The sequence below is a fragment of the Caulobacter sp. P4_E5 genome (assembly GCF_056401555.1).
Genome location: NZ_JBFUJD010000043.1, coordinates 19,358 through 42,182 on the forward strand (window position 1 = coordinate 19,358; position 22,825 = coordinate 42,182).

The window sequence follows — 22,825 nt, forward strand, 5'->3', positions numbered from 1 at the left end:
CGTCACCATGCTCGATCTCGTCACCGTCACGCCCGAGGAATTCGCCGACCTGCGCGCCAGCCTGCCGGCCATCACCGACCGCTATCTGTTCGACGTGTTCGGCATCAGCGAGACGACCTGGGTCAAGCTGCGCAAGGGCCTGCCGATCAAGCGCGTGACCTTGGAGCGGGCCCTGGCCAAGCGCGAGCGCTGGCGGGCCATGGGCGGCGGCCGTCGGATCGCCGCCTGAAGGCCTAGGCAACTGACGGCGCGTCAGGGGCGTGTCAGGATAGTCATGGAATCGTCAGGCCCATGACTCAGTCCCATCATCCCCTCCGCATCGCCTTGCTGGCCGCCGCCGCCGCCGCCGCTCTGTCGGCCAGTGGCGCCGTGGCCAGCGAGCACAAGAAGCAGAGCCACGAGGCGGCCCGCCAGGCGCTGCTGCGCAAGGAGGTCCTGCCGTTGACCCGCATCCTGGCCATCGCCGCCGAGCGCGCGCCGGGCGAGGTCATCGAGGTCGAGCTGGAGCAGGGCGACAACGGCCGCCTGAAATACGACCTGAAGATCCTGGCCAAGACCGGCCGGGTTCGCGAACTGGAGCTCGACGCCAAGACCGGCGCGACCCTGAAGCTCGAGGACGACTGAGTGCGGGCCCTGGTCGTCGAGGACGATCCCGTCGTCGGTCCCGATCTGGCCAAGGCCTTGGCCGCGTCGGGCTTTGTGGTCGACCTGGCGCGGGACGGCGAGGACGCCTCGTTCAAGGGCGGGGTCGAGGACTACGCCGTCGCGATTCTGGACCTGGGCCTGCCGCGCCTGGATGGCCTGTCGGTGCTGCGCCGCTGGCGCGCCGACGGCCGGGCGTTTCCGGTGCTGATCCTGTCGGCGCGCGGCGACTGGACCGAGAAGGTCGAGGGCATCGAGGCCGGGGCCGACGACTATTTGGCCAAACCGTTCGAGATGGGCGAGCTGCTGGCGCGGGCGAGGGGGCTGGTGCGCCGCGCCGCCGGGCGGGTCTCGCCGGTGATCGAGGCGGGACGCCTGACCCTCGACACCCGGCGGATGTCGGCTGAGCTGGACGGCGCGCCGGTCCGCCTGTCGCCGCTGGAATTCCGCCTGCTGGACTGTCTGGCGCACAATCCCGGCCGCGCCGTCTCGGCCGGCGAGCTGGCCGAACAGCTCTATGGCGTCGCCGACACCGCCGACGCCAACGCCATCGAGGCCCTGGTCACCCGTCTGCGCCGCAAGGTCGGCGCGGACGTGATCGAGACCCGGCGCGGCTTCGGCTACCTACTGGTCCAAGGAACGGCGCACGCATGAAGGGCCGGTCGCTGCGATGGCGGCTGATCGCCGGCGGCATGCTGGCGATCCTGGTCGCCCTGGCCGTCGCCTGGCTGGCCATGACCTGGCTGTTCGAGCGCCACATCGTCCGTCGCGAAACCGCCGAACTGACCCGCACCGGCCAAGCCCTGGCGGCCGGTCTCCGGCTGCAGCCGGACGGCGCGCCCGCCATCGACGTCGTTTTGCCCGATCCGCGCCTGTCCAGGGCCGCCGGCGGACTCTACTGGCAGGTCTCGAGCCGCGCCGGGGTCCAACGGTCGGTCTCGTTGTGGGACCAGGCGCTGAAGCCGTCTGGCGAGGCTCACGCCGACGACTGGCGCGCGCGCGTCGCCGCTGGCCCGTTCGACGACCGGATCCTGCTGGTCGAGCGCTCGGTGCGGCCCGATCGTGGCGGACCGGCCGTGCTGATCCAGGTGGCCAGCGACGAGAAAGCCCTGCGCGCCGCGCGCACCGAGTTCGGCCGCGACCTGGCGCTGTTCCTGGCCGGCCTGTGGGTCGTGCTGTCGGCCGCCGCGGCCCTGCAGGTGACCCTGGGTCTGTCGCCTTTGGCGCGGGTGCGCGAGGAGCTGGCTCGCCTGCGCAAGAGCCCCTCGGCCCGGATGTCCGACGACCACCCGCGCGAGATCGCGCCGCTGGCCCAGGCGATCAACGCCCTGGCCGAGGCGCGGGAAGCGGATCTGGCGCGCGCGCGCCGCCGGGCCGGCGACTTGGCCCACGGCCTCAAGACCCCGCTGTCGGCCCTCTCGGCCCAGAGCCGCCGGGCCCGCGAAGCTGGAGCGGTCGAAGCCGCCGACGGCCTGGATGACGCCATCGCCGCCGTCGCCGCAGCGCTGGAGGCGGAGCTGGCCCGCGCCCGGGCGGCGGCCGCGCGCGAGGCGACCTTCGCCAGCCGCACCGCGCCCCTGGCGGTCGCCGAACGGCTGGTGGCGGTGCTGGAGCGCACGGCCGAGGGCGAGCGACTGATGTTCGACATCGAGATCCCGTCCGCGCTGCGGGTCGCGGCCTCCGAGGACGTCGTAACCGAAATGCTGGGCGCCCTGATCGAGAACGCCGCCCGCTTCGCCCGCCGCCGGGTGCTGGTGTCGGGTGCTCCGATGGCAGACGGTCCGGCGCTGTTCGTCGAGGACGACGGGCCCGGCATGGACGAGGGACGGGCCGAGGCGGCCCTGGCGCGTGGCGCGCGGCTGGACGAGGCGGGCCCCGGCCACGGCCTGGGGCTGGCGATCGTCCGGGATTTGGCCGAGGCGGCGGGGGCGGTGTTGCGCATGGATCGCTCCACGCTCGGCGGACTGCGCGCTGTCATCGCCTGGAAATCGTCCGTGATCTGAAAACCTTTTCCAGTCCGTGTTTTGCACGAAATTTTCTATTCTATTTGCAAAATAGAATATTTGTTCGTATCGTCCTCTTCGCGACCCAGAGCGCCCAATGGCGCCGTGGCGGAGTCGCATACATGGGGAGGGATGAGTGAACGCATCCAGCAAACTCGTGGGCGCTCTGCTGCTCACGTCATGCATCGTCGCGCCGGGTGTGGCCGCGGCTCAATCCAACCAAGCCGTGACGGTGGAGGAAGTGGTCGTCACCGGCCAGCGCGCCTCGGACCGTGACTCGCTGCAGAAAAAGCGCGACGCCGTCAGCGCCGTCGAGGTGGTCTCGGCCAATGACGTGGGCAAGCTGCCCGACCAGAACGTCGCCGAATCCGTCCGCCGCCTGACCGGCGTCTCGGTCGCCACCGACAAGGGCGAAGGCCGCTATCTGATCATCCGCGGCATCGAGCCGAACCTGGCCAATGTCACGATCAACAACCAGACCGCCTCGGCCCCTGAGCCGGAGTCGCGCAACGTCAAGCTGGATGACATCCCCTCGGCCCTGATCGGCTCGGTGACGGTCGTCAAGTCGCTGACCGCCGATCTCGACGCCAACGCCATCGCCGGCCAGGTCGACATCAACACCCTGACGGCCTTCGATCGGAAGAAGAACATCCTCAGCGCCCGCTACGTGCGCGGTGTCTATGAGAACAGCGATCGCAAGGCCAACGAAGGCGATGTGTCGGTCGGCGGCAAGTTCGGTCCCGAGAAGCAGTTCGGCCTGGTGCTGGCCCTGAACTATTCCAAGCGTCCGTCCTATTCCGAGGACATCCTGGCCACCAGCCGCCAGACCGTCGGCGGCGTCGATCTGCCGGCCGAGATGGACCAGCGCATCTATGATCCGGCCTGGCGCACCCGCAAGGGCGCGGTCGCCAACTTCGACTGGCGTCCGACCGATGCGGTCAAGCTGTACGCCCGGATCATGTATTCCGAATTCGGCGACAGCGAGAGCCGTAACCGCTTCCGCTTCTTCTTCCCGGGCTCGGCGGCCAGCTATTCGAACCTGACGGCCGACGGCGGCGACATCAACGTCGGCTCGACCACGGCCCGCCGCCTGTTCCGCCAGCGCAGCGAGACCACCGACACCACCACCTTCTCGGTGGGCGGCGACGTTTACTGGGGACCCGGCACGCTGACGGTCCAGGCCACCCACGCCAAGTCGAACAAGAAGGATCCGGTCCGCGACGAGGTCGAGTTCCGCGCCGCCGCCTCCACCGGCCTCGGCGCCAGTTTCCGCCTTGGCGACAAGATGCCCGACAGCTTCACGATCAACGCCGCGGCGCTGAACCCGGCCAACTATCGCCTGAACAACTACAAGCGGGTCTCGCGCAAGGCCGGCGAAGCGTTGAACCAGGTGCGCGCCGACTACAAGCTGCCGATCTCCAGCTGGGGCGAAGGCAGCTATCTGAAGTTCGGCGCCAAGTACCTGAAGCGCAACCGCTTCCAGGACCAGACCGGCCGGACCTTCACGGCCACGGGCGCGGCCGCCGCTCAAACCCTGGCCTCGTTCACCGCCGACACCTTCCCGCTGATTTCCGACGGCAAGTACAGCTTCGGCCCGACGATCGACTTCAAGGCCGCCCGCAACTACGTCGACAGCAACCCGAGCCTGTTCACGGTCAACGGCGCGGACCAGATCTCGCAGTCGGTGACCTCCGACTACAAGGTCGTCGAGAAGGTCACGGCCGCCTATGTGATGGCCAGCATCCAGAGAGGTGACCTGACCATCCTGCCGGGCGTGCGCGTCGAGCACACTGACGGCGACACCAAGGCGATTGCCTTCACCCCGACCACCACCCTGACCAGCGGCTACAACTCGTTCGGCGCGTACAGCTACACCAACTACTTCCCGAGCCTGAACCTCAAGTACCAGTTCTCGTCGCATCTGCTGGCGCGCGGCGCGATCACCAAGGCCCTGGGCCGGCCGCCCTTCGTGGATCTAGCGCCGACGGTCACCGTCGACGTCGGCAGCAACACCGTCAGCATGGGCAATCCGAACCTGAAGCCGCAGAAGGCCACCAACTACGATCTGTCGCTGGAATACTACTTCCCCAGCGAGGGCGGCGTCTCGATCGGCCTGTTCCACAAGGACATCGAGAACCCGATCTTCAACTCCACGGCCACCGGCCAGAGCGGCACCTTCGGCGGCGTGGCCCTGACCAACGCCATCGTCAATTCCTACGCCAATGGCACGAAGGCGTCGGTGACGGGCCTGGAGTTCAACATCCAGAAGCCGCTGACCTTCCTGCCGTCGCCGCTGGACGGCTTCGGGGTCAATTTCAACATGACCTTCACCGACGGCGAGCTGAAGGCGCCCGGCCGCAACGTGAAGACCCCGCTGATCGGCCAGGCCGACAAGATCGCCAGCGCCCAGGTCTATTATGAAAAGTACGGCTTCTCGGGACGCGTGGCCTACACCTACCATTCGGCCTATCTGGACACCGACGGCGGCCTGAACGTCAGCGACGCCAGCGGTCGCTCGGACGGTTATTTCGGCGCCCTCAGCACCCTCGACGCCAAGGTCGCCTACAAGGTCACCAAGCAGTTCGAGGTCTTCGCCGAGGCCAACAACCTCAACGACGCCAGCGACTACTACTTCTTCCGCACCAGCGATCGTTTCCGCGAGGGCGAGAGCTACGGCCGGTCGTACCGCTTCGGCCTGTCGTTCACCTACTGATCCCGAAAACCTCCCTGGGCCGGTCGCTGGCGAAAGCCGCGGCCGGCCTTTTTCGTGTCCACCTGTCGGAAAACACCATGTCTCCGAACCCTTTGGCGCGCTTGATCGTCGGCAATTGGAAGATGAACGGCGACCTGGCCTTGCTGGACGCCCTGGCGGCTCGTCTCGACGGCGGCGAATGGACGGGGCGAGCGGTGGTCTGTCCGCCGGCCACCCTGTTGGCGCAGGCCCGTCGCCGCCTCGCGCCCTTGGGCGTCGAGATCGGCGCTCAGGACTGCCACGCGGCGGCGCGGGGCGCCCACACCGGCGACCTTTCGGCGGCCCTGTTGGCGCGAGCCGGCGCGCGCTGGGTGATCCTCGGACACTCAGAACGCCGCCAGGCCTATGGCGAAACGGACGAACAGGTGCGGGAGAAGGCCGTGGCTGCCGTCGAGGCGGGCTTGGCGCCGATCATCTGCGTTGGCGACACCGCCGAGGATCGCGCGTCCGGCCGAGCGATCGAGGTGGTGCTCCGCCAAGTGCTGGCGGTGCTGGACGGGCGCCTGAAGGGGACCGGCTGGGCCCTGGCCTACGAGCCGGTCTGGGCGATCGGCGCGGGCTTGGCGGCGGGCCGGGACGACATCGTCAGGATTCACGCGGCGATCCGCGYCGCGCTCAACGAAGTCTGGAGCGAGCGGCCGCCGATCCTCTATGGCGGCTCGGTGACGCCCGACAACGCCGCCGCGATCCTGGGCTTTCCGCAAGTCGACGGGTTGCTGATCGGCGGCGCGTCGCTGCGGGCCGACCAGTTCGCCAGCATCCTGCGCAGCTGAGCGCCAAAGGGCCTGATCGTCAGCCGACCGCGTGCAGGGCGCGGTTCCAGGCGACCAGGGCGGGGCCCGGCGTGAAGACGACGTCGTCCGCCCTGACCGTGAAGATCGAGTGGGTGTCGGCGTCGATCGCCATCTCGACCCGGCACACCGCGCGCGCCACGCCGCCTCGATAGAGCGGCGCGGCGGCGGACAGGCTCCAGCGCGCCGGATCGAACCGCTCCGCCGCCCTGGCGCCGCTCGCGAAGCGGTGCGCCTCGTCGTGGTCCTGCTGGCCCAGGAGCGCGACCGACAGGGTGGTCGCGCCCAGCAAGGCGTCGTGACACCCCGCTTCCTTGCGCACGCAGAACAGGAAGCGGGGCGGGTCTACCGATAGGCCGGTGATCGAGCTGACCAGCAGACCACGCGGCGTCGCACCGTCCCAGCAGGCGACGATGGCGACGCCGCTCGCCAGGTGGGCCAGCACCTCCCGGAAATCGACGGCTTGTGTCGAGATCGATGGCGAAGCTGCGTCGTAGGGGGCCATGGGCCTAGCTCGCGGCCTTGGCCAGGCGAAGGTCGCGCTCGGCCACCAGCTGGCGGACCAGCGGGATCAGGTCGCGACCGTAGCTGATGGCGTCCTCCACCGGGTCGAAGCCGCGGATCAAGAAGGTCGAGACACCTAGATCGTAGTAGTCGAGCAGGCTCTCGGCGACCTGTTCCGGCGTGCCAACGAGGCCGGTGGAGTTGCCTTGCGCCCCAGTGACGCCAGCGACGCCGGTCCACAGGCGCTTGTCGAGGCGCGAGCCCTGGGCCGCGGCGTCCAGCAGGCGCTGCGAGCCGGCGTTGGGCGGGCGGTGGCCCGTGGTCGGCAGGCCGGCGGCTTCGCGCAGGGCCTTGGCGCGGGCGACGATGTCGTCTGCGCGGGCCCAGGCGGCTTCCTCGGTGTCGGCGATCACCGGGCGCAGCGACAGCGAGAACCGCACTTGGCGGCCGTGCCGGGCGGCGGCGGCGCGGACGCGGGCGATGGTCTCGCGCACCTGGGCCTGGGTCTCGCCCCACAGGGCGTAGATGTCGGCGTGCTTGCCGGCCACGGGGATGGCCGCATCGGACGAGCCGCCGAAATAGATCGGAATGTGCGGCGCCTGCAGCGGCTTCACCGCGCCGAAGCCCTGGTCGACTTTGTAGTATTTGCCCTCGTAGTCGAATGGCTTGTCGCCGGTCCATTCGGCGCGGACGATGTCGAGATACTCGCTGGTGCGGGCGTAGCGTTCGTCCTTGGTCAGGTGGTCGCCGTCCTTGGCCAGTTCCTCGTCCGAGCCGCCGGTGATGATGTGGACAGCAACGCGGCCGCCGGTGAAGTGGTCCAGCGTCGCCAGCTGGCGCGCGGCCAGGGTCGGCTGGGTGAAGCCCGGACGGTGGGCGATCATGAAGTTCAGCTTTTGGGTCACCGAGGCCGCGTGGGCCACGACCAGCTGGCTTTCCGGGCCGGTAGAGTGGAAGGCCACGAGGGCGCGGTCGAAACCGCCTTCCTCGTGCACCCGGGCGGTCTTCTCGACATAGGCCACGTCGATCGCGGGGCCGGACGGCGGATGGATCTCGGACGCGTGCTGCGTGCCGATGAAACCGATGAATTCGACGCTCATGTTGGGCTCCAGTCTTTTCAGGTTGAACCTTAGGGACGACCTCGCCCGGCGATGAGCGAGGAGTTCTCAAGAGGGTTATGGGGACGGCTCATCGAACCCCTTCGGGCGCGGCCTCCTTGCGCAGGGCGCGGACGACGGACGGACGGGCGAAGGCGCGCGCGGCCTTGGCGCTCCAGGCGGGATAGCGGGCGGTCTCGATCTGGCGGCGCTCGGCCCAGCGCCAGATGACCAGGGCGTAGGCGTCGACGGCGCTGAAGCTCTCGCCCAGCAGCCACGGGCCAGGGCCCTGGGCCAGCCGCTCGATATCGGTCAGGGTTCGGGCGAAGCGCGCCTCGCCGGGCGTGGCCAGGGCCGCCTTCACCGCCTCGTCGTCGGCGTAGCGCTCGGGCCGGGCGATCTGGGCGAAGGCCACGTGCACGGTGCTGGCGAACCAGCTCATCACCTCATAGGCCTTGGCCAGCTTCAGCGGGTCGGCCAGGGGCAAGAGTTCGCTGTGCGGGTAGCGGTGGGCCAGATAGGTGAGGATCGCCAGCACCTCGGTCACCGGTTGGCCGCCGACCACCAGGGTCGGCACGCGGCCGCGCGGATTGACCTTGAGGTACTCCGGCTTGCGCTGGTCCCCCGCCGCCAGGTCGAGGCGGTGAGCGGCGTAGGGAATGTCGATTTCCTCCAGCGCCACCAGCGGGGCGAGGGACGAGGCGCCGGGCGCGAAATAGAGCTGCAGGACCATCTCGCGCCTCAGATCACGTAGAAGCCGTGCGAGCCGTCGCGGGCCAGCTGGTCGACCAGGCCGAACTCCCAGTCGAGATAGGCCTGCATGGCCTCGGCAGCGTTGTCCGTGCCCTCGTAGGGGCGCTTGTAGACGTCGGTCGGCGCGTTGGCGGCGCGGGTCAGGCCGGCCTCGACGGCGCGGCCGGCGGCAATCCAGGCCTCGGTCCCGCCGGCCAGGACGCGCACCGGGCGATCGGTCAGCGCCTCCAGTTCCGGCGCCGCCAGCGTCGCGAGGACGCCGTCGGACGAGGTCAGGACGATGGCGCGGTCCTCGGGCCATTGTTCCAACGCCTCGGCCAGTTGGGCGCGGATGGCGAACCAGGCGCCCGGGACGTGGGCCTTGCGGTGGCGCGGACTGGGCGCAAGATCGACCACCACCACGGCCTCGTCGGCGATCGCCTGGGCCAGGTCGCGCGGCGTGAGCGTCTCGACGGTTGGCAGGGGCGGCGGGCGTGGCGCCCAAACGCCAGTCTCCAGCTCGCCGTCGAAGCCGCCATCCAAGACGTAGGGCTCCAGCACGTAGACCTCCCAACCTAGCTGGGCCAGCCACGAGGCGGTCATGTCGGCGCGGGGGCCGAGGTCGTCGGCCAGCACGATGCGACCGCCGCGCACGGGGGCGAAGACGTCGGTCTCCTGCACCAGCTGGCCGCCCGGCGCGGAGCGGAAGCCCGCAAGGTGGCCGGCTGCGTATTCCTCCGGCGTGCGGACGTCGAAGCGATAGAGCGTGCGCTTGCGGTCCTGGGCCAGGTCGGCCACGCCCTCGGCGTCGATCCGCCGGACGCCGGCGCGGTAGGCGACGTCGCGGGCGCGGGCCCGGGCCTCGTCCAGGGTCTGTTCGCGGACCTGCGGAAACTTTCGCGATTGGCCGTGCTCGAGCGTCTGCTGGGCCAGGGTCCAGCCGATCGTGCCGTTGCGCAGCGCGAAGACGGGGTTGGGCAGGCCGGCGTTGACCAGCGACTGGGCGCCGATCAGGCTGCGGGTGCGGCCGGCGCAGTTGACGATGATCGTGGTCGAGGGATCGGGGGCCAGCTCGCGGGCCCGCAGCACCAGCTCCGCGCCCGGCGTGCTGATCCCGCCCGGGATGTTCATCACCGCGTATTCCTCGAACCGGCGGGCGTCGAGGATCACCTGGTCGGCCTTGGCGTCGATGCGGGCCTGAACCTCCTGGGCGGGCAGGGACGGGGTGTGCCGCCGCGCCTCGACCAACTCACCGAAGGCCTTGCTGTAGGAGTTGACGTCCTGGAACAGCTCGTAGCCGGCGGCGCGCCAGCCGCCGAGGCCGTCCTTCAAGGCGTGGACATTGGTGTATCCCAGGGCGGCCAGCCGTCGCCCGGCCGGCGGAACCAGACCCTCGCCGTCGTCATAGAGAACGATCTTGGTGTCCTTGCGCGGCACGCGGTCCAGGATCTCGACCTCCAGCCGGGAGAGCGGCAACTGCGAGGCGAACAGCGGGTGGGCCTTGGCGAACGGGTCCTCCTCGCGCAGGTCCAGCAGGGCGATCTCGCGGCGGGCGATCAGGTCGGCGCGCACCTGCTGCGGCGTGAGGGTGGGCAGGGTCATTCGGCGGCTCCATAGGCCAGGGCGCTGGCGCGATCGAACAGGAGGGGCGGGGCGACGTCGGCGTAGCCGGACACGAACGGCTTGGGCCGCCCCTCGGCGTCGTAGGTGGCGCGGCGCACCGTCCCGATGTCGGCGCCATAGACATGGATGCTGATCGAGATCCGGTCGTCGAAGGCGTTGGCGACGCGGTGGATGTCGCCCACCGTCGGCGAGACGGCCTCGACCCTGCCGGGCTCCAGACGATGGACCTCGCCGGTCGCGGCCAGGGCGTCGCCACTGCGCTCGTAGCGCTGCGAAAGCTCGGCCCCGCGCAGCACCCCGACAAGGCCCCAGACGGTGTGGTCGTGGACCGGCGTGGCCTGGCCCGGACCCCACACGAAGCTGACCACCGAGAAACGGCCGGCCGGGTCGCGATGCAGCAGGTACTGCTGGTAGCGCGTCGGGTCGGGGCGGCTCTGGGCCTCCGGCAGCCAGTCGTCGACGGCGACCAGCTCGGCCAGCAGGGCGGCGCCCTCGCGCAGGATCACGGCCTCGTCGCCGGTCTGGTCCAGCAGGTCGGAAAGGTCGGCGACGAAGTCGGAGAGGCGGTGAGGGCGGTGCTGGCTCATGGGGTCACAGCGCGTATTTGAGGGTGACGAGGAAGGTCCGGGGATCGGGGTAGTTGCGGTAGAAGACCCCGGTGGCCGGCGTGTAGGTGGCGCTGACCGGCTTGTCGGACTTCAGCAGGTTGCGACCCGACAGCTGCACGGCCCAGTGCGGGTCCGGCGCGGTCCAGGTGATCGAGCCGTTCAGGAAGCCTTGGCTGGGCGCTTCGTCTTGGGGGCGTTGCAGGGCGTTGAAATAGGTCTTGCTCTGCCACTGGGCGTTCAGCCCCAGGCGGACGCTGCCGGGGATCTCGACAGGAACATCGTAGGTCAGGCCGCCCGACAGGCTCCAGCGCGGCGAGTTCAGCAGGCGATGGCCATCGGCGTTGACGCCCACGCCGCCAGCGTTGCGGTATTTGTCGTAGACGGCGAACAGGTAGCCGACCGAGGCTTGCAGCCCGAGCCGCTCGGTCGGGCGCACGTCGCTCTCCAGCTCGACGCCGTAGGTGTGGGCCTTGCCAGCGTTGCCGCGGATCGAATTGCCGGGATAGGCGGGGTCGCTGTAGCTGACCTGCAAGTCCTTGTAGTCGTTGTAGAACACCGCCAGATTCAGCCGCGCGCGGCGGTCGAACAGCTCGGTCTTCAGGCCCGTCTCGTAGCTGTCGACGTTCTCGGGCGCGAACGGGCGGGTGGCCAGGTCCAGGCGGGTGGCGCGATTGTCGAAGCCGCCCGACTTGAAGCCCTTCGACCAGGTCACGTACTGCAGGACGTCGTCGGTCCACTGGTACTGGGCCGAGACCTTGGGCGTGATCGCCGAGAAGGTCTTGTCGGCTCGACCCGCGATCGACTGGCCGACGACCTGGCCGGCCAGGTTCAGCACCTTGTTGTCGAAGACGAAGTCCTTCTCCTCGTTGGTCCAGCGCAGGCCGCCGGTCAGGGAGAGGCGGTCGGTCGCCTTCCAGGTCGCCTCGCCGAACACGGCGTAGGCGTCGGTGTTGGTGATGTTGTGGGCGCGGGCGAAGCCGTAATTGGTCGGCGTGACCACCGGATCGGACGGCAGGGTGTTGCGACGGCTGTAGCCGTCGCGCTGCACGAAGAACCGCTCGTGCAGATAGAACAGGCCGCTGGTGAAGGTGACGTCGCCGAACTCGCCGTTCAGCTGGAGTTCCTGGGTGAGGTACTGGTCGTTGTAGTGGATCAGGTTCTTCTGGATCAGCGTGGCCTCGCCGTCGTTGTCGTAGGCGACCGGATTGAGATTGAAGCCGCCATAGGCGGTGATCGACTTCAGCTTCAGACGGTCGCTGAGCTCGTACTGGACGCGCAGCGAACCGCTGATCTGGTCGAGGTCCTGGACCGGTTCGACCTCGGAATACGAGCGGTCGTCGCGGAACGCGCCGCCGGGCTGGTTCGCGGGCACGTAGCTGCGGGTGTCGCTGCGGTCGCGCAGGGCGTTGATCGTCAGCAGGGCGTCGAGGCGATCGGTCGGCGTCCAGCGCAGCTTGGCACGGAAGGCGTCCAGGTCGATGCGGTTGACGTCGTGGTTCAGCGTCGGGTCGAAGGTGACGCCGTCGCGCTTGTGGTGGATGTACGAGAGGCTGCCCGACAGCTTGTCGGTCACGAGCGGCCCTTCGATCAGGGCGCGGACATCGACGGCGCCGTAGTTGCCGAGGCCCACCTCGGCCTTGGCGCGCAAGGTCTGGCCCGGATCGCGGGTGATGATCCGCAGGGCGCCGGCGCTGGAATTGCGGCCATAGAGCGTGCCTTGCGGGCCGCGCAGCACCTCGATCCGCTCCAGGTCGTTGAACTCGACCATCGAGCCGATCTGGCGGGGCACATAGACGTCGTCGACATAGACGGCCAGCACCGGTTCCYGGATCGGATCGGCCTCGCCGACCCCGCGCAGGGCGTAGGTCTGGGTAGTGTGGCTGATCGTGACCCGGCTGATGGAGAGGTTGGGGATCTGGCCCGACAGGTCGCGGATGCTGTCGATCTTGCGGTCGGCCAGGACTTGCTGGCTGAAGGCCGAGATGGCGATGGCGGTCTTCTGCAGGTCGGTGGCGCGGCGCTCGGCGGTGACGATCACCTGCTCGATGGCGGGGGCGTCCGCCTCGGGCGCGGGTTCGGCGGCCCGCGCCGCCCCGGCGATCGCCAGGGCGGAGCTGAACAGCAGCAGGTCGCGCGAATGAAGTTTAAACATTCAATCTATCCCCTAGTTATTAAGTAGGGATTTCGCATCCACGCGATCTGTTCTCAACGAATATAAAATCTGGAAACCGATAGATTTGCTGATATCCAGATTTGTGAACGACTATATTTGTATTTCTAATTGATCTTCAAAAATGCCGTCAGTCGATCATCCCAGAGGGATTTGACCTGAACCGCGCCGGGAATGACCTTGGCGGTCGCGAAGGTGTCGGCCACCGCCTGTTGCGAAGCGATGGCCGTTTCGCTGACCGGCTCGAGGATGAAAGGCGAGCTGCGCTCGCGGAATTCCTGCTCGTAATAGGCCTGCTTGACCCCCGTCGCCTGAGTGCGGACCTTGGCCCAGCGCGTCCCGTCGGCGTTGATCCAGTCGAAAACGCGCTTGTAGCGCTGGACATAGTCGCCGATCGCCTGGAGCCGTAGCGGGTCGTCCAGGGCCTCCTTGGCCGCCGTGATCAGGTAGTTGCCGGAGAGGATCCCCTGGGCGGTGGTCAGCACCCGCGCCCCGGCCTCGCGGGCCTGGTAGACGATGACRCCATAGATGATCCAGGCGTCGAGCGCCCCGCTCTGGAAGGCGGCCAGGCCGTCCTGGGGACTCAGCGCCACGGGCGTGATGTCGGCCCAGGTCAGGCCGGCGCGTTTTAGCAAACGCAGCAGGATGTAGTGCGAGGTCGTGGCCTTCACATAGCCGATGCGCTTGCCCCTCAGGGCCTTGAAGTCCTGGACGGGCGAGCCCTTGGGGACCAGGACCACCTGGTTGTTCACGTCGCCGCGCAGCACCCCGACGATGCGGAGCTGATTGCCTGGATGGTCGGCCACGAAGATCGGCGGGATCTCGCTCATGCCGCCGAAGTCCAGCGCCCGGGCGTTGATCGCCTCGGCGATCAGGTTGCCGCCGGCGAACTGCGTGCGGGCCAGCTTGTAGGGCGGAGCCTGGATTCCGGCCTGGTCGAAGAAGCTCTCGGGATTGCCGCGATAGGTGGCGACCCGCAGTGTGAGATTGGCGAGATCGTCGCCCTTACGATCCACTTGGGGTGAGCAGGCCRTCAGGCCCGCCATGGAAAGGCCGGCGATCGACAGGCCGCCGACCATCAGGTCGCGCCTGGAAAAGGAAAAGCCAGTCATCAGTCGAACAGATCCGGCTCTTCTTCGGTGACCACATCCCAATAGGGCTGGAAGGCCCACAGGCCGCCGGCCTCGCTGCCGACCTGGCCGGCGGTATGCTTGGCCACCTCGGGCGGCATCGGCTTGGTCGGACCGGCGGCCTCGGCCAGCAACTGGGTCTGGCAGGCGTTTTCCAGGGCGAGGTAGCGCCAAACGGCGGCCTCGACCGAGTGACCGACGGTCAGGATGCCGTGGTTCTGCAGGATCACCGCCTTTTTCGGACCCAGCGCCTTGGCGATCTTCTGGCCCTCGCTGGCGTCGAGCACGACGCCGGAGAATTCTTCGAACAGAGCATGGTCTTCATAGAACGCGGCCGAGTCCTGGGTCAGCGGATCCAGCAGCCGCCCGAGCGCCGACCAGGCCTTGCCGTACAGCGAGTGCGAGTGGGCCGCCGCGACCACGTCGGGCCGGGCCTCGTGCAGCTGCGAGTGGATGGCGAAGGCGGCGCGGTTCAGGCGTGGCGGGACCTTGGCCGGCGGCTCGACGATGCGGCCGTCATGGCTGACCAGCATCAGGTCCGAGACCTTGATCCGCGAGAAGTGGACGCCAAACGGATTGACCCAGAAGTGGTCGGTCAGCTCCGGATCGCGGGCGGTGATGTGGCCGGCCCCGCCCATGTCAAAACCGTGGCGGCCGAACAGGCGATACGAAGCGGCCAGGCGCTGCTTGCGATAGAGGCGTTCCAGCTCGATCGTCGGCTGGCGTGGGATCTCGCGGGTCCCGAACTCGGGCAGCACGGTCTCGATCTTGGCGGGGTGCGGCGGGGCGGGGCTGAAACCCTTGGCCGAAGGATAGGCGGTCATGACGGTGTCCTTCAGTAGCCGCGCGACAGGTCGACGACGTCGGCCAGAGGCGCGCCGGACCGGAAGCGAGCGAGGTTCTCGGCGAACCGGGTCGCCAGATTGATGCGGGTGTCGGGCGTATGTACCGAGGTGTGCGGCGACAGCCGCACCTTGGGATGGGCGTAGAACGGATGGCCCTCGGGCAGCGGTTCGGGGAAGGTGACGTCCAGGCTGGCGCGGCCGACGCGGCCCTCGTCCAGCGCCGTCAGCAGGGCCTCGTCGTCGATCAGGGCGCCGCGAGCGATGTTGATCAGGTGCAGGCCGGGCTTGGCGTGCAACAGCAGGTCGCGGTTGACGATCCGCTCGGTCTGCGGCGTCGCGGGCGCGGCCAGGACGACGTGGTCGCTGCGCTCGAACAGGGTCTTGAGATCGGCGACCCGCTCGACGCCGGACACCGGGATCGGCGCGTCCGAGCGGCGCACGGCCAGGACGTTGACGCCCAGCGCCTGGGCGCGCGGGGCCAGGGCTTCGCCGATCGCCCCGAAGCCCACGAGGCCGAGGGTCGAGCCGGCCACCAGCTTCAGCTGTCGCGGCGCCCAGTGCGAGGCCTGGTCGATCCAGATCTCGGGCAGGCGCTTGGCCTCGGCCAGAATGGCGGCCAGGGCGAACTCGGCCAGGGCCACGGCCGAGGAGCCGCGCGCCGAGGTGACGACGGGCCCCTCGAACAGCCAGTCCGGATAGAAGTCGATGCCGACTGACACCAGCTGCACCCAGCGCACGTCGAACGGCCAGCCGGGCGGCGGCTGGTCGGGCAGAATGCCGCCGGCCTTGCGGAACGGCGCGGCGACCAGAACCCTGGCCTTGGGCGGCAGGGGCGTCGTCAGGCCGGGCGGGACGGCGACGATCTCGGCGTCGGCGACGTGCTGGGCGAAGACGCTGTTGAAGACTTCCGGCAGCTGGCTGGCGACGACGATACGGCTCATCGGCCAGTCTCCAGGCCCGCGAAGGCGGCGCGGCCGGCGCTGGTCAGCACCACGTCGGCCTGGGGCGTGTGGACCCGGCCGCAGAGCACGTCGCGATGGTGGCGCTCCAGCGGGTTGGCGCGGGTCAGGCCAGGATTGCCCGTCAGCTTCAGGGCCTTTTCGACGGCGTTGATGGCGTTCTCGGTGACCAGGTGCTTGACCAGGCTGGCCTCGACGCCGTCGACCTCGCCGCGCGCGGCGGCAGCCAGCAGGATGCGGTTGGACAGCAGCAGGCCGTCGATCTCGCCCACGGCTTCCTGGAAGCGGGGCAGGGTCGACAGCGCCGCGCCCAGGTTGGCCGGCTTGCGATTGGCCAGGAACTCGACCAGCCAGTCGCGAGCCGCACGGGCGACGGCGTCGTAGATCGCCGAGGTCAGCACCGACGACCAGGCCGCGAAGCTGGCCGGGTAGGGCGGCGGGGCGCCGACGGGTTGCGGGTCCAAGGCGTGGTCCAGCGGGATCAGGACGTCCTCGAAGACCACATCGTGGCTGGCGCTGGCGCGTAGGCCCAGATGGTCCCAGGTTTCCTCGATCGTGATCCCGGGCGTGTCGGCGCGGACCAGCCAACCGCCGACCAAAGGTTCGACATCGTCGCTGCGGGCCCAGACCACGAACCAGGTCAGGTTGGTCGAGCCGGTCGAGTAGATCTTGCGGCCGCTGATCCGCCAGCCTTCCGGCGTGCGGCGGGCGATGGTCGCAGGCAGGCCGCCGCGCGCGGGGGTGCCGAGGTCAGGCTCGACCCGCAGGGCGTTGATCAAGGCCCCGTGCTCGATCGCCTCGCCGATGACCCGGGTCTTGAGATGCTCGGGCCAGCCGGAGCGGCCCTCGACCGAGGCGTGGAACAGGTACTGCATGACCAAAACGAGCGCCGTCGCCGGCTCGCCGCGCGCCACGGCCGAGATCACCTTCAGCGCCGTCGGCAGATCGGCCTCCAGGCCCCCCAGCCGGGCGGGCGCGGTCAAGGCCAGCAGGCCCGCCTCGTGCAGCTGGCGGAAGTTGTCGACCGGGAAGCTGGCCTCGCGGTCGTGCTGGCCGGCGGTGGCGGCGAAGGCCTTCGTTAGGCGCGGCAGGATTGCGTCGAGGTCGGGCAAGGTCGCTCGAGCTTCGAAGCGACGGAGCGGCGCGTTCACAGCACGACCTCGCCGGTCGGGAAAGCGACCAGTGCGCCCTCGCCATGGGCCGGCCCGGACTCGACGCCGAGCTGGCTCAGCAAGCGGCGACGGATGGCCTGGAAGCGGGCGTCCGGCGTGCGCGGCCGGTCCAGCGTGATGCGCTCCTCGGCGGCGATGCGGCCCTTGTCCAGCACCAGCACGCGGTCGGCCAAGGCGATGGCCTCGTCGACGTCGTGGGTGACCAGCAGCACGGCCGGGCTGTGCTCGCGCCACAGCGACAGCACCAGGTCGTGCATCTTCAGGCGGGTCAGGGCGTCCAGGGCCGCGAACGGCTCGTCCAGCAGCAGCAGGCCCGGCTCGCGGACCAGGGCGCGGGCCAGGGCGGTGCGCTGGGCCTCCCCACCCGAAAGCGTGCCGGGCCACGCGTCGAGACGATGCCCAAGGCCCACTTCCTTGAGCGCCGCCTCAGCGCGGGCCCGGACGTCACTACCAGGAAGGCCCAGCGCGACGTTGCGCCAGACGGTCTTCCACGGCAGCAAGCGCGCGTCCTGGAACACGACCGCGCGGGCGTCAGGCGTCTTCACGTCCTGATCGCCGGGGGAGTCGAGGCCGGCCAGGGTGCGCAGCAGGGTGGTCTTGCCCGAGCCGCTGGCGCCCAGCAGGGCGACGAACTCGCCGGGGGCGATCGAGAGGTCCAGGCCGTCGATGACGGTGTTGTCGCCGAAGCGGCGGACGAAGTTCGAGAGGCGTACGGCCGGCTCGGGGGTCTTCGGGGCCGAGCGCGAGATTTCCGGGCGGCGAAGGCGCGGCTGGGGGGCGGCCATGATCATTGCTCCACGAGGCTGGGGCGCCACGCCAGCGCCTTGCGCTCCAGCGTGCGGACGAGGGCGTCGGCGCCGAGGCCGAGCAGGGCGTAGACGACGAGGCAGACGACGATGATGTCGGTGCGCATGAAGTCGCGGGCGTTGTTGACCAGGTAGCCCAGGCCGGCTTGGGCGTTGATCTGCTCGGAGATCACCAGCACCAGCACCGAGACGCCCAGGGCGTAGCGCAGGCCGACGAAGAACGAGGGCAGGGCGCCGGGCAGGATCACCTCGCGCACCAGGCTCCAGCCCCGCAGGCCGAAGCTGCGAGCGGCCTCGACCAGGCGCACGTCGACGCCGCGGATGCCGGCGAACAGGTTGAGGTACAGCGGGAAGGTGGCCGAGACAGCGATCAGGGCGATCTTGGGGGTCTCGCCGATGCCGAACCAGACGATGAACAGCGGGGTCAGCGCCAGGACCGGGATCGTCCGCTTGATCTGCATCAGCGGATCGATCAGCGTCTCGCCCCAGCGCGACAGGCCCGACAGCAGGCCGAAGGTCAGGGCCACCACGAGCGCGATGCCGAGACCGGCGCCGGCCCGGGCCAACGAAACCAGCAGATTGGTCGGCAGCTCGCCCGAGGCGGTCAGCGTCCAGAAGGTCTCCAGGACCGTGGACGGCGCGGCCAGCACCCGGGCCGGGATCACTCCGACGCGCGCGCCCAGCTCCCACAGGGCCAGCAGCGCCAGGGGCGACAGCCAGCGGGCGCGGGCCAGGTCGGGCCACCGCCACGGCTTAGCTTCAGAAATTCTGTAGGTCGTCGCCAGAGACACTGCGGTCCTCTCTCGTCGGAAACCGTTGCGACGCAAGCGCCGCGGGTCCAGAAAGAAGGACGTTGAATTCCTACTCAATCAATAGACTTATACTCACGGGTCTTATTAGCAAATCTCAAGAGGGTCCCGATGGTGACCAACCTGCCGACCGAACTGCTGCGGAGTTTCGTGGCGATCGTCGACTCCGGTTCGATGCTGCGCGCCACCGAGCGGGTGTTCGTCACCCAGTCGGCGCTGAGCCTGCAGATGAAGCGGCTGGAGGAGACGGTGCTGACGCCGCTGTTCCACCGCGAGGGGCGGCGGCTGGTGCTGACGCCGGCCGGCCAGACCCTGTTGCCGAGGGCGCGGGAGATCCTGGCGCTCAACGATCGCGCCGTCGTGGCCCTGACCGGCGACGCCCTGGCGGGGCCCGCGCGGGTCGGCCTGGTGCAGGACTTCGCCGAGACCCTGCTGTCTGGTGTCCTGGCGCGGTTCGCCCAGCTCAATCCCGACACCCAGCTGCAGGTGCGGGTGGCCGGATCGCCGGAACTGCTGGGCCTGTTGGAAGCCGACCGGCTGGACGTGGTGCTGTGCATGGGCGCGGCCGACGATCCGCGCGCGGCCCGGGTAGTCCCGATGGTCTGGCACGGGGAATCGGTGCTGGCCGAGAACGACGTCCTGCCGATCGCCATCCTGGAATCGCCATGCCGCTTCCGCGACGCCGCCCTGGCGGCGCTGGAGCGCGACGGCCGGCCGTACCGGGTGGCGCTGGAGACGCCCAGCCTGTCGGCCTTGCGCGCGGCGGTGCAGGCGGGCCTGGCGGTGACCTGCCGCACCTCGCTGTTCCTGCCCGAGCGCGCGCCGCTGGCCAGCAACCGCCTGCCGCCGCTGCCGGAGGTGGCCTATGTCCAGAAGCTCAACGACACGCCCCACGCCGCGATCACCAAGCTGGGGCAGCTGATCCACGCCGCGGCGCTGGACCTCTAGGGGCGAAGCGCGGCCAGGACCGTGTCGGCGACCGCGACCGTCTGGCCGCGAATGTCGGGGACGGCGGTGATCTCCCACGACGCGCCGCGCGTGGCCGGTCCCACGGCCAGTAGGGTGGGCGAGGCCTGACCGGAGACGTCGCGGACACGGCCGCTGTCGTCGACGTCGAAACCCAGGCGCAGCGGGTCGGGGCGGGCCAGGCCGCGCTTGACCAGGTCCTGGATCAGCGGATCCGTCGAGGCCAGGATATCGCCGGTGGGGCCCGTACAATTGATCACCGAGGCCGCGCGAAAGACGTAGCCGCCTAGCTCGCCCCGCCCGCGCCACCGGCACAGGGCGAAACCGTCGGGTTCGAGCGTCAGCTTCCGGATCTTGCCGGCGGCCAGGGTCAGCTGGCCGGTGGCGCGCATGGCGGCGATCCGGCGGGCGACTTGCGGCGCCAGGCGGTGGCGGTGGATCTCCCAGAACGGCCGGGCGTGGCGCAGGAAGGCCTGCCTCTGGGCCGCCGACCAGCCGCGCCACAGCGCCTGGGTCATCGGCCGGGTGGCGTCAATGGCCGTGCGCCAGCCGTGCTCGGCCGCCGCGCTGCGCAGCCAGGCGAAGGCCTGCGGCGGCGAAAGGTCGTTGGCCGGTGGGGCGGGAAGGATCAGCGGCGGCGCGCCGTCATGCTCCAGCGGGGCCAGGCCGCGTCGCGACAGGGCCAGCATCGGGCGGCCGTGCTGGGCGTCGTTCAGGGACAGGGCCACGTCGACCATGGTCAGGCCCGTGCCGATCAGCATCACTGGTCCGGGCGGCAAGTCGGCGGCGTTCCAGCGCCACGGATCGGCGACATAGGCGTGCGAGGTGGCGAAGGCCGCGTCGATGCCGGGCGGCCGAGCCGGCGGCGGATTGCCCAGGGCCAGGACGACGGCGTGGGCCGTGACCGCGCGGCCCATGGCGCATTGCAGCCGCCAGCCGTCGCCGCCTGGCTCGATGCCGACGACCGCGTCGGGCGTCACCACCAGCCGTCCGACGCCTTCCGGGCCCTCGGCGATCTCGGCCACCAGGCTCTGCAGATAGCGGCCATAGTCGGCGCGGGTGGCGAAGTCGGCGGGGCCCAGGGCGAAGTTGCGGCCGCGCAGCCAGGCCACGAAATGCCCCGGCTGGTCCGGCCAGGCGCTCATATTGCCCGCCCGGACGTTCAGCCGGTGGCCGGGATTGTGGGTGGCGTAGGCCGCGCCAAGTCCGACTGGGGTGCGCCGCTCGAACAGGATGACCTTCGCGTCCGGTGATCGCCGCAGGATGTTCAGCGCGGTCATGACGCCGCTGAACCCCGCGCCGATCACGGCGATGACAGGCGCTGGCGGGTGCGGCATCCGGAAAACTCTATGGAACTGATAGGATTTTGTCGGCGATCCTCGGCCAACTTGCAAGCCGGCTCGCGCTCGAGGCGCCGACGACCGAGTTCTGCCCCGTGTGGCGGCGCCGAACAGTCAATGACGGCTGAAGTTCGGGCCGCGTGTTGCCGGTTTGGTCGGCTCGCCCGAACGCTTCCCTGTCCGGATCGCCGTCGTCGAGGGGCCGTTGAAACAGAGTCGCGCCGAGATCGTCGCCTTCGTCGGCGGCCAGATCCTTCCGCACGAGGCCGACGTGCGCGGCTGGCTGCGCCGATCGGGCAGCGCGCCCGCCGACGTCGACGACGTGATCCAGGAGACCTATTGCCGCCTGGCCGCCCTGGACAGCATCRCCCACATCGCCAGCGGCCGGGCCTACTTCTTCCGAACTGCGCGCAACATCACCATCGAGAAAATTCGCCGCGCGCGCATTGTTCGCATCGACTGCGTCACGGAAATCGACGCGCTGAACGTCGTAGATGAAGAGCCCTCTCCGGAACGCGTGGTCGCGGGCCGTCGCGAACTGGGGCGGGTGCAGCGGCTGATAGAGGGACTTCCCGAACGGTGTCGGCAGATCTTCACGCTTCGCCGGATCCACGGCCTGTCGCAGCGGGAGACCGCCCTGCGCTTGGGCGTGACCGAAAACGTGGTGGAAATGCAGTCGGCGCGGGGCTTGCGTTTAATCCTGCGGGCCTTATCGGAAGCGGAAGCACAGGATCATCCGGCAGTCGGCAAGGCTCATGAGCTCCATCCGGTCCGCAAGCGAGATTGACGAGGAGGCGGCCGACTGGGCCGCCCGCGTCGACGCGCGTGGCCTGGACGTCGAGCATGATCCCGAACTGCGAGCCTGGCTCAAGGGAGACGCGCGACGGGCGGGGGCTCTGCTGCGCGCCCAGGCGGCGATCAGTTTCCTGGATCGCGGCCGGGCCCTGGCCAGCGCCGCGCCGCCGGTCGAGACCGTGGTCGCCCAGCGTCCCAGCCGGCGCGCGCTGATCGCCGGCGCCGGCGGGATCGCCGCGTCGCTGGTTGGCGGGATCGGCCTGTGGGCCGCGCGGCCGCAGCGGCTGGACACGGGCTTGGGCGAGATCCGGCGCGTGCCCCTGGCCGACGGCTCGCTGGTGGCGATCAACACCAAGACAGCGCTGGAAGTGGCCATGAGGCCCAAGGCGCGGCGGATCCTTCTGAAGGAAGGCGAGGCCTGGTTCCAGGTCGCCAAGGACCCCGAGCGCCCGTTCGTCGTGGCGGCGGGATCGGTCCGCGTCCGCGCCGTCGGCACGGCCTTCTCGGTGCGGCGCGGCGACGAGGCCGGCGACGGCGTCGACATCATGGTCACCGAGGGCTTGGTCGAGGCGTGGGTCGAGGGGGATACGGCGCCTCGGCGACGATTGTCGGCCGGCAGCCGCATCATCCTGGCCAGCGCCGCCTCGCCTGCCGTCGCGGACTCCCCATCCGAGATCGAGCGCAGCCTGGCCTGGCGCAACGGCGAGATCGCGTTGGATGGCGAAAGCCTGGAACAGGCGGCGCGGCTGTTCAACCGCTACAACAGCCGTCAGATCGTCATCGAGGACCCGGCCCTGGCGCGCGAGCGCTTCGTCGGTCTCTTCCAGACCAACGAGCCCGAAAGTTTCGCGGCGGCGGTCGCCGCGACCCTGGGCGCCGTCGTGCGAGACGACGACGCGGCGATCCGGATCAGTCGTGCTCACATTTCTTGAGCGTATATTTCCGCGTTCTTATAATTGAATTGAATATCGCTCATTCGCCGTGACGATATGAGTAAGTCTGTTCTATTTTGCACGTATTCTGACTCAGAATAGATGGGTCTGATCGGCCTATTGTCCTCCGACATTTAATGGCGGGGGTG

At 69.5% G+C, this 22,825-nt stretch carries 22 protein-coding genes; 9 read left to right on the forward strand and 13 right to left on the reverse strand.

The genetic code is table 11. From position 1 onward, the window contains the following. The first annotated feature begins 7 nt into the window (after window positions 1-7). From AC1DSO_RS14345 to tpiA, 6 genes are all read left to right on the forward strand, one after another. Window positions 8-229, forward strand: a complete 222-nt coding sequence (locus AC1DSO_RS14345) for a hypothetical protein (protein ID WP_477069456.1) — start codon at window positions 8-10, stop codon at window positions 227-229. Between the two features lie 62 nt (window positions 230-291). Further along, on the forward strand, window positions 292-624 hold the full coding sequence (locus AC1DSO_RS14350) for a PepSY domain-containing protein (protein WP_477069457.1): 333 nt from the start codon (window positions 292-294) through the stop codon (window positions 622-624). Further along, a complete protein-coding gene (locus tag AC1DSO_RS14355; protein WP_477069458.1) occupies window positions 625-1,296 on the forward strand; it encodes a response regulator transcription factor in 672 nt (223 codons plus the stop codon). It abuts the gene before it with no gap. Further along, window positions 1,293-2,645, forward strand: a complete 1,353-nt coding sequence (locus tag AC1DSO_RS14360; protein ID WP_477069459.1) for an ATP-binding protein — start codon at window positions 1,293-1,295, stop codon at window positions 2,643-2,645. Before AC1DSO_RS14355 ends, AC1DSO_RS14360 begins: the two co-directional genes overlap by 4 nt. 136 nt (window positions 2,646-2,781) lie before the next feature. Continuing rightward, a complete protein-coding gene (locus AC1DSO_RS14365; protein WP_477069460.1) occupies window positions 2,782-5,358 on the forward strand; it encodes a TonB-dependent receptor in 2,577 nt (858 codons plus the stop codon). 77 nt (window positions 5,359-5,435) lie between these two features. After that, window positions 5,436-6,170 carry a triose-phosphate isomerase gene (tpiA, locus tag AC1DSO_RS14370; RefSeq protein ID WP_477069461.1) on the forward strand — a complete coding sequence of 245 codons (735 nt, stop codon included), beginning with the start codon at window positions 5,436-5,438 and terminating at the stop codon, window positions 6,168-6,170. A gap of 19 nt (window positions 6,171-6,189) precedes the next feature. Here the strand turns inward: tpiA and AC1DSO_RS14375 are convergent, their stop codons facing one another. The 12 genes from AC1DSO_RS14375 to AC1DSO_RS14430 form a co-directional block, all read right to left on the reverse strand. After that, window positions 6,190-6,693 (reverse strand): flavin reductase family protein, encoded by a 504-nt coding sequence (locus tag AC1DSO_RS14375; protein WP_477069462.1) that lies wholly within the window; start codon window positions 6,691-6,693, stop codon window positions 6,190-6,192. Window positions 6,694-6,697: 4 nt separating this feature from the next. Further along, the gene (locus AC1DSO_RS14380; RefSeq protein WP_477069463.1) at window positions 6,698-7,792 is read right to left on the reverse strand and encodes an LLM class flavin-dependent oxidoreductase; all 1,095 of its coding nucleotides are present in this window, start codon (window positions 7,790-7,792) and stop codon (window positions 6,698-6,700) included. An 88-nt stretch (window positions 7,793-7,880) separates the two neighbouring features. Continuing rightward, window positions 7,881-8,522, reverse strand: coding sequence for a glutathione S-transferase family protein (locus AC1DSO_RS14385; RefSeq protein ID WP_477069464.1), 642 nt, complete (start codon window positions 8,520-8,522; stop codon window positions 7,881-7,883). A gap of 8 nt (window positions 8,523-8,530) precedes the next feature. Then, window positions 8,531-10,123, reverse strand: a complete 1,593-nt coding sequence (locus AC1DSO_RS14390; RefSeq protein ID WP_477069465.1) for a rhodanese-like domain-containing protein — start codon at window positions 10,121-10,123, stop codon at window positions 8,531-8,533. Continuing rightward, window positions 10,120-10,731 (reverse strand): cysteine dioxygenase family protein, encoded by a 612-nt coding sequence (locus tag AC1DSO_RS14395; protein WP_477069466.1) that lies wholly within the window; start codon window positions 10,729-10,731, stop codon window positions 10,120-10,122. The genes AC1DSO_RS14390 and AC1DSO_RS14395 overlap by 4 nt, the downstream gene beginning before the upstream one ends. 4 nt (window positions 10,732-10,735) lie before the next feature. Continuing rightward, window positions 10,736-12,904, reverse strand: coding sequence for a TonB-dependent receptor (locus tag AC1DSO_RS14400; protein ID WP_477069467.1), 2,169 nt, complete (start codon window positions 12,902-12,904; stop codon window positions 10,736-10,738). 125 nt (window positions 12,905-13,029) lie between these two features. Next, window positions 13,030-14,034, reverse strand: coding sequence for an ABC transporter substrate-binding protein (locus tag AC1DSO_RS14405; protein ID WP_477069468.1), 1,005 nt, complete (start codon window positions 14,032-14,034; stop codon window positions 13,030-13,032). After that, window positions 14,034-14,876 carry a class II aldolase/adducin family protein gene (locus AC1DSO_RS14410; RefSeq protein ID WP_477069469.1) on the reverse strand — a complete coding sequence of 281 codons (843 nt, stop codon included), beginning with the start codon at window positions 14,874-14,876 and terminating at the stop codon, window positions 14,034-14,036. Before AC1DSO_RS14410 ends, AC1DSO_RS14405 begins: the two co-directional genes overlap by 1 nt. A gap of 11 nt (window positions 14,877-14,887) precedes the next feature. Continuing rightward, entirely contained in the window at window positions 14,888-15,838 is a 951-nt protein-coding gene (locus AC1DSO_RS14415; protein WP_477069470.1) for a D-isomer specific 2-hydroxyacid dehydrogenase family protein, read from the reverse strand. Next, window positions 15,835-16,968, reverse strand: coding sequence for an acyl-CoA dehydrogenase family protein (locus AC1DSO_RS14420; RefSeq protein ID WP_477069471.1), 1,134 nt, complete (start codon window positions 16,966-16,968; stop codon window positions 15,835-15,837). The genes AC1DSO_RS14415 and AC1DSO_RS14420 overlap by 4 nt, the downstream gene beginning before the upstream one ends. 35 nt (window positions 16,969-17,003) lie before the next feature. Beyond that, window positions 17,004-17,813 carry an ABC transporter ATP-binding protein gene (locus tag AC1DSO_RS14425; RefSeq protein ID WP_477069472.1) on the reverse strand — a complete coding sequence of 270 codons (810 nt, stop codon included), beginning with the start codon at window positions 17,811-17,813 and terminating at the stop codon, window positions 17,004-17,006. Window positions 17,814-17,815: 2 nt separating this feature from the next. Beyond that, window positions 17,816-18,625, reverse strand: a complete 810-nt coding sequence (locus AC1DSO_RS14430) for an ABC transporter permease (RefSeq protein WP_477069473.1) — start codon at window positions 18,623-18,625, stop codon at window positions 17,816-17,818. Window positions 18,626-18,754: 129 nt separating this feature from the next. Between AC1DSO_RS14430 and AC1DSO_RS14435 the strand changes: the two genes are divergently transcribed. Further along, window positions 18,755-19,591 (forward strand): LysR substrate-binding domain-containing protein, encoded by an 837-nt coding sequence (locus AC1DSO_RS14435; RefSeq protein WP_477069474.1) that lies wholly within the window; start codon window positions 18,755-18,757, stop codon window positions 19,589-19,591. Here AC1DSO_RS14435 and AC1DSO_RS14440 read toward each other — a convergent pair. Next, window positions 19,588-20,946 (reverse strand): FAD/NAD(P)-binding protein, encoded by a 1,359-nt coding sequence (locus tag AC1DSO_RS14440; protein ID WP_477069475.1) that lies wholly within the window; start codon window positions 20,944-20,946, stop codon window positions 19,588-19,590. The two genes, AC1DSO_RS14435 and AC1DSO_RS14440, sit on opposite strands and share 4 nt — an antisense overlap. A gap of 208 nt (window positions 20,947-21,154) precedes the next feature. On the opposite strand from AC1DSO_RS14440, the gene AC1DSO_RS14445 reads away from it, so the two are divergent. Both AC1DSO_RS14445 and AC1DSO_RS14450 read left to right on the forward strand, forming a co-directional pair. Further along, window positions 21,155-21,736, forward strand: a complete 582-nt coding sequence (locus tag AC1DSO_RS14445) for an RNA polymerase sigma factor (RefSeq protein WP_477069477.1) — start codon at window positions 21,155-21,157, stop codon at window positions 21,734-21,736. Then, window positions 21,705-22,676: a FecR family protein gene (locus AC1DSO_RS14450; protein ID WP_477069476.1), complete on the forward strand. Its 972-nt coding sequence runs from the start codon at window positions 21,705-21,707 to the stop codon at window positions 22,674-22,676. Before AC1DSO_RS14445 ends, AC1DSO_RS14450 begins: the two co-directional genes overlap by 32 nt. Window positions 22,677-22,825 lie beyond the last annotated feature (149 nt).